The organism is Corynebacterium sp. HMSC14B06, from assembly GCF_001807075.1.
Classification (GTDB): domain Bacteria; phylum Actinomycetota; class Actinomycetes; order Mycobacteriales; family Mycobacteriaceae; genus Corynebacterium; species Corynebacterium jeikeium_D.
Genome location: NZ_KV787353.1, coordinates 1 through 6,253 on the forward strand (window position 1 = coordinate 1; position 6,253 = coordinate 6,253).

Below are 6,253 nucleotides of genomic sequence, written 5' to 3' on the forward strand. Positions count from 1 at the left end.
TCCATGATGCAATGACCGCCTGACCCTACCGGCCAATTTTCTGGCCGTTTTTGACATAAACTCAGTCACTAACTTGCACTGGCCCGCCGTCGTCAGCCGTAAGGGCATCGCCCCGCCGCCGCCAGCCATAAGAAAACGCCCGCCGAGTGCCTGAGCACTCCTACGGGCGTTTCTTCTAGACAAGAACTTTGTCAGTCACGGACCACCGAGCTAGTCACCAATCTGGTCACGGCCACGCTTAACAATCTTCGGATCCGGAGTACCGACCAGCTCGTGGTCCTTCTCCGTGTACTCAAACTTGCTCAGCACATAACGCATCGCGTTGATGCGGGCACGCTTCTTGTCGTTGGACTTAATGGTAATCCACGGGGACTCATCGGTATCCGTGTAACGGAACTGCTCTTCCTTCGCGCGGGTGTAGTCACCCCAACGGTCCAGCGATGCGAGGTCCATCGGAGAGAGCTTCCACTGACGTACCGGGTCGACCTGGCGAATAGCGAAGCGAGTGCGCTGCTCCTTCTGGGTCACCGAGAACCACAGCTTGGTCAGCGAAATACCGGAGCCCAGAATCATGTTCTCCAGCATCGGAACCTCACGCAGGAACTCTGCATGCTGAGACTCAGTACAGAAACCCATCACGCGCTCAACGCCCGAACGGTTGTACCAAGAACGGTCGAAGAAGACGATTTCGCCAGCGCACGGAAAATGCTCAATATAGCGCTGGAAGTACCACGAGGTGGACTCACGCGGCGACGGCTTTTCCAGAGCCACAGTTCGAGCACCACGCGGATTCAGGTGCTCGTTAAAGCGCTTAATGGTACCGCCCTTACCAGCGGCGTCACGGCCTTCGAAGAGGATGATGTGCTTCTGACCAGTTTCCTTGGTCCAGTTCTGCCACTTCAGAAGCTCAATCTGCAGCTTCCTCTTAATAGACTCGTATTCCTTGCGCGTCATGCGCTCCTCGTACGGGTAGCCATCGCGCCAGGTATCAACCCGCTCACCGTCTGGAGTGACCAGTACCGGATCGTCCTCATCAGAATCATCGACGACGTAACCTTCGGTCTTCGCCAAATCGACGATGTGGAATTCCTCTTCATTCTTGTCAGCCATACCCCTTATCCTACTGAATTTCTCTACCACACGTCCCCCATGCGGGTGCCCTTACCTGCAATTTCCCAGCAGTTAACGTTCCGTCTTACCGAAATTGAGGGGGTGGGACTGCACGCAGCGACCGTCGATAAGCACTGCGCGTACAATAAATGCCATGTTGTTATCCGAGGCTCTTGCCGCACGATCCGAAGTTTCCGACCGGCTGGCTGAGATTAATCGCCGTCTCGCGCTGGTGGCGCAGGTGCAGGAAGGCGATACGCCTGATGAAGATCCGCAAGCGCTTATTGCCGAAGCCGAGCGTCTGATGGCGCGCTTCGAATGGCTGGTGCGCTCGATTAACGCAACGAATTCCGCTACTGCCTTCGAGGACGGAACGCTTAGCGACGCACTTGCGAAGCGCGACCACCTGCTAACACGGCGGCGGTTCTACACCTCCGCAGCCGATCAGGGCTCGGGTCGGCGGGATCGATACTCAGCTTCGGAGATTCGCTATGTCGCCACTGTGGATATCCGGTCGCTGCGCCAGAAAGCCGACAAGGCGGCGAAGGAATACCGGGACTTGGATACCCGTATTCAGCAGGCGAACTGGTCAACCGAGCTTATCGAGGCCGCGAATAAGCCGGCCGAATAGCAAAGTGGCAGGGTTCGGTAGCGAGACCAGAAGAATTTCACACTTTGATAAGTCGGTAGTTGCATCCAGATTGTCGGCGAGCGCGACGGCCTGTCCCTGGCCTTAAAGGGACTCCAAGGATCTCACCTCTGTACTGAGGCAGCAGGATTAATAACAGACAGTCCTCGGCATTGCGTACATGGGTACAGATCATCGGTTATTTTTCACTACCAAGCGCTGAGGCATCTGATGCGACGAGGGTGGGTTCGGGGACTTAAACTTTCTCAAGTTACAGAGCAAAATCGCCGCTGAGGGACACCCCTCAGCGGCGATTTTTAAGGCTAACTCAAGCAGTTGGGACCTCTTTTAGAAGCCCATGCCGCCCATCTCGTCGCCACCCGGCATTGCCGGCATAGCCGGTTCCGGCTTGTCAGCGACAACAGCCTCGGTGGTCAGGAACAGAGCCGCAATGGAAGCAGCGTTCTGCAGTGCGGAGCGGGTAACCTTCACCGGATCGTTGATGCCAGCTTCCATCAGGTCGATGTACTCGCCGGTAGCAGCGTTCAGACCCTCGCCCTGCGGCAGGGAAGCAACCTTCTCGGTGACGACGCCGGCCTCAAGGCCAGCGTTCAGAGCAATCTGGCGCAGCGGAGCTGCGAGAGCCGCACGCACGATGCGGACACCGGTTGCCTCGTCGCCGGTCAGACCCAGCTCGTCGTCAAGCACGTGCGAAACCTGCAGCAGTGCGGAACCGCCACCAGCGACGATGCCCTCCTCCACAGCAGCCTTTGCGTTGCGGACGGCATCCTCGATGCGGTGCTTGCGCTCCTTGAGCTCGACCTCAGTTGCGGCGCCAGCCTTGATAACTGCAACACCGCCGGCGAGCTTAGCCAGACGCTCCTGCAGCTTCTCCTTGTCGTAGTCGGAGTCGGAGTTCTCGATCTCAGCGCGGATCTGGTTGACACGGCCCTCGATAGCGGACTGCTCGCCAGCGCCCTCGACGATGGTGGTCTCGTCCTTGGTGACGACGACCTTGCGAGCGCGACCCAGCAGCGGCAGGTCAGCGGTCTCGAGCGACAGTCCGACCTCCTCAGAGATGACCTGGCCATCGGTCAGGATAGCCATGTCCTGCAGCATTGCCTTACGGCGGTCGCCGAAGCCCGGAGCCTTCACAGCGACAGACTTGAAGGTGCCGCGGATCTTGTTGACGACCAGGGTGGACAGAGCCTCACCCTCGACGTCCTCAGCAATAATCAGCAGCGGCTTGCCGGACTGCATGACCTTCTCCAGCAGCGGCAGCAGGTCCTTGATGTTGGAGATCTTGCCGGAAACCAGGAGGATGTACGGATCCTCCAGAACGGCCTCCTGGCGCTCCATGTCGGTGGCGAAGTAACCGGAGATGTAGCCCTTGTCGAAGCGCATACCCTCGGTCAGCTCCAGGTCGAGACCAAAGGTGTTGGCCTCTTCCACGGTAATGACGCCTTCCTTGCCGACCTTGTCCATAGCGGTGGCAATCAGCTCACCGATAGCCGGGTCAGCAGCGGAGATACCAGCGGTAGCAGCAATCTGCTCCTTGGTCTCGATGTCCTTAGCGGACTCCAGCAGCTTCTCGGTAACAGCCGCGACAGCCTTCTCGATGCCGCGCTTGATGCCCATCGGGTTGGAGCCAGCAGCAACGTTGCGCAGACCCTCGGAAACCAGAGCCTGAGCCAGAACGGTAGCGGTAGTAGTACCGTCACCAGCGACGTCGTCGGTCTTCTTGGCAACTTCCTTGACCAGCTCAGCGCCGATCTTCTCGTAAGGATCCTCAAGTTCGATTTCACGTGCAATGGAGACACCGTCATTGGTGATTAGCGGTGCGCCCCACTTGCGCTCGAGGACTACGTTGCGACCTTTCGGGCCCAGCGTAACCTTGACAGCGTCTGCCAGGGTATTCAGACCCGTTTCGAGACCGCGGCGGGCCTCCTCGTCAAATGCAATCATCTTAGCCATGAGGTTTGAAGAATCCTCCGTCTATTTATGTGGCACTTACATTGGAAGTTGACCCAGGCGCCCGCGACGGCATGTGATTCGAGGGAAGCGCCGCCCTCTCCATCACCGGAGTCAACACTGTACTTTTTAACGACTTTTCAACACTTGTTTCAGCACACGCATACACAAGGTGTGAAGTTGTTTTTATTAGCACTCAATTAGAGCAAGTGCTAATTCACTTTTCTAGCACTCAACCCCATCGAGTGCAAGGTTAAGCATTGTCACTCCTGGCGTCACTCCTTATGCCACTTCCAACGCCATCATGGTTGTGCGCCTACACTGTCGCACATGAGCATTATTAATAAGGAACTCACGGAGACCCTGCGAGACCACATCTCCAGCCAACGCGAGACCATCCGCACCCAGCTGACCGAGCTGGTGGCCTTCCCCTCCGTACACGGCACCGAAGAAACCAAGCAGGCCTGCATTGACGCAGTTAAGGCGGTTACCGACATGTACGCAGAGCTGGGCATCGAACTGGAGGCGCACCACACCGTCGACGGCTCGATTGCACTGTCGGGTTTCGTCCCCGGGTCGTCGGAAAGCGCGAAGACCGTACTGCTCTACTCCCATTACGACGTCCAGCCGGCGGGCGACGAATCCGCTTGGACCGCGGATCCGTGGACGCTCGATGAGCGCGACGGTCGCTGGTACGGACGCGGTACTGCCGACTGCAAGGGCAACGTGGTCATGCACCTAGCTGCGCTGCGCGCGCTGCGTGACGACGCGCTTGCGGGCCGCGTCGACATGCCAAACATCAAGCTCATCGTGGAAGGCTCCGAGGAGCGCGGATCGGCGGGCCTGAACAACCTCATCGCCACGCAGCCGGAGCTTTTCGACGCCGACGTCATCCTCATTGCGGATGTCGGCAATGCCGAGGTTGGCCAGCCGACACTCGTGACCACCCTGCGCGGCACCGCCGATGTGGAAGTTCGCGTCGATGCGCTGGAGCAGCCGGTGCACTCGGGCATGTTCGGCGGCGCAGCTCCGGATGCACTGGCGGCGTTGATTCGTATGCTCGACAGCCTGCGCGATGAAAATGGCTTTACCTCTATTGACGGCCTGGACTGCTCGCAGCGCTGGGAGGGGCTGGACTACGCGCCAGAGACTTTCCGCGCCGACGCAGGTGTACTCGACGGCGTGGACCTAATTAGCAACGAGGACGCTTCCGTCTCTGACCTGACCTGGGCTCGCCCGTCTGTGATTGTGACCGGAATCGACTGCCCACCAGCGACCAATGCTGTCAACGCAATTTCATCGACTGCTATGGCGCACATCAACTTCCGCATCCCAAGCGGCGTCGACCCGGCCGAAGCACAGGAGGCACTGGAGAATCACCTGCGCGCGCATGCTCCGTGGGGCGTGAAGGTGACGGTCGAGCGCGACGAGCTAGCGAACCCATTCCGGGCCAATGTTGAGGGCAAGGTTGTGCAGCTGGTTGCCGACAGCCTGTCGGCCGCCTACGGCAAGGAGACGGCAAGCATGGGCGAGGGAGCCTCGATTCCGCTGTGCGCCACTTTGCTGGAGGCCGTACCAGGTGCTGACATCGCACTCTACGGTGTGGAAGAGCCACAGGCCCGCATTCACTCGGCTGATGAATCGGTCGACCCGAACGAGATTCGCGACATCGCTATTGGCGAGGCGGTTTTCCTGGCCTCTGTCAACGGAATTTAACGGGGACAGCAAAGAATCCACCAAAGATATTGATTGAATGACTTGTGTCACATCTTTTACCTGTAGTAAGGTTCCACCCATGCAGCAGAACATTCTTATTCGAGTAGCGAAGGCTACGAACCCCGGTGGAGGCCGACAGGACTGACCCCTCCACACGGGGTCTCTGGCCGCAACTTCTCAAAGCACTTGGTTGGTCCGCCACTCACAGCAAAAGCAACTAAGCAAAGGACCAGAAAAGAATGTTTCCCACTCGCACCCAGAAGAACATGTCCACTTCGACGACGTTCACGGGCAAGCGCCCTTCGTTGGAGCACCAGGACGACGGCAATGTGCGAACTTATTCCGACGATCCATTTAGGGCTCGATTCGGACATCGCCTGCCTCGAGGCTTAAGGCAAGAAGCTCGTGGCATGAACTGGCAGAAGTTCAAGGACACCTACTCCCCCACGAGCGGCCCGGTTCAGATCAAGAATTTCGAGGCAACCCGCGGCACCCTGGGGCGCTGGAATTTCAACGCTGACTTAACACTGACCGACAAGGACGACCACACCCACACCTTCACCCAGGAGATTACCGCTATGGGGCCGGTGTCGGCTTGCACTAATCTGCTGGCTGATGCAGGTTACCGCGTGGAAATCGTGGAATTCCACCAGTTCGAAATCTTCGAAGCTACCGCTACCTTTGTCTATGCAGGTCACAACAATGACCATGTGTGGACCATGGGCTTCGGCCAGACTCCGGAGGCTTCCGTGCTCTCCGCTTTGGTCTGCGCTGCTAACCGCCTGCATGGGTAGGACGCGGATGCTGCTCGTTTAGTAAACGGGGGGG

5 protein-coding genes are annotated in these 6,253 nt (G+C 58.4%); 3 read left to right on the top strand and 2 right to left on the bottom strand.

From position 1 onward, the window contains the following. Positions 1-210 precede the first annotated feature (210 nt). On the bottom strand, positions 211-1,110 hold the full coding sequence (gene ppk2, locus HMPREF3130_RS00060; protein WP_005510168.1) for a polyphosphate kinase 2: 900 nt from the start codon (positions 1,108-1,110) through the stop codon (positions 211-213). 154 nt (positions 1,111-1,264) lie between these two features. On the opposite strand from ppk2, the gene HMPREF3130_RS00065 reads away from it, so the two are divergent. After that, positions 1,265-1,741: a DIP1984 family protein gene (locus HMPREF3130_RS00065; protein ID WP_049190643.1), complete on the top strand. Its 477-nt coding sequence runs from the start codon at positions 1,265-1,267 to the stop codon at positions 1,739-1,741. A gap of 345 nt (positions 1,742-2,086) precedes the next feature. On the opposite strand, the gene groL is transcribed toward HMPREF3130_RS00065, so the two are convergent. After that, a complete protein-coding gene (groL, locus tag HMPREF3130_RS00070) occupies positions 2,087-3,712 on the bottom strand; it encodes a chaperonin GroEL (protein WP_016421501.1) in 1,626 nt (541 codons plus the stop codon). A gap of 327 nt (positions 3,713-4,039) precedes the next feature. On the opposite strand from groL, the gene HMPREF3130_RS00075 reads away from it, so the two are divergent. Together HMPREF3130_RS00075 and HMPREF3130_RS00080 are read left to right on the top strand one after the other, a co-directional pair. After that, on the top strand, positions 4,040-5,425 hold the full coding sequence (locus HMPREF3130_RS00075) for a dipeptidase (protein WP_070429048.1): 1,386 nt from the start codon (positions 4,040-4,042) through the stop codon (positions 5,423-5,425). Between the two features lie 239 nt (positions 5,426-5,664). Then, positions 5,665-6,219 carry a 2-isopropylmalate synthase gene (locus HMPREF3130_RS00080; protein ID WP_048731724.1) on the top strand — a complete coding sequence of 185 codons (555 nt, stop codon included), beginning with the start codon at positions 5,665-5,667 and terminating at the stop codon, positions 6,217-6,219. Positions 6,220-6,253: the final 34 nt, after the last annotated feature.

Excerpts from the sequence above, each read along its gene's own strand:
- ppk2 (WP_005510168.1), bottom strand. The coding sequence starts at position 1,110 with ATGGCTGACAAGAATGAAGAGGAATTCCACATCGTCGATTTGGCGAAG.
- HMPREF3130_RS00065 (WP_049190643.1), top strand. The coding sequence starts at position 1,265 with ATGTTGTTATCCGAGGCTCTTGCCGCACGATCCGAAGTTTCCGACCGG.
- groL (WP_016421501.1), bottom strand. The coding sequence starts at position 3,712 with ATGGCTAAGATGATTGCATTTGACGAGGAGGCCCGCCGCGGTCTCGAA.
- HMPREF3130_RS00075 (WP_070429048.1), top strand. The coding sequence starts at position 4,040 with ATGAGCATTATTAATAAGGAACTCACGGAGACCCTGCGAGACCACATC.
- HMPREF3130_RS00080 (WP_048731724.1), top strand. The coding sequence starts at position 5,665 with ATGTTTCCCACTCGCACCCAGAAGAACATGTCCACTTCGACGACGTTC.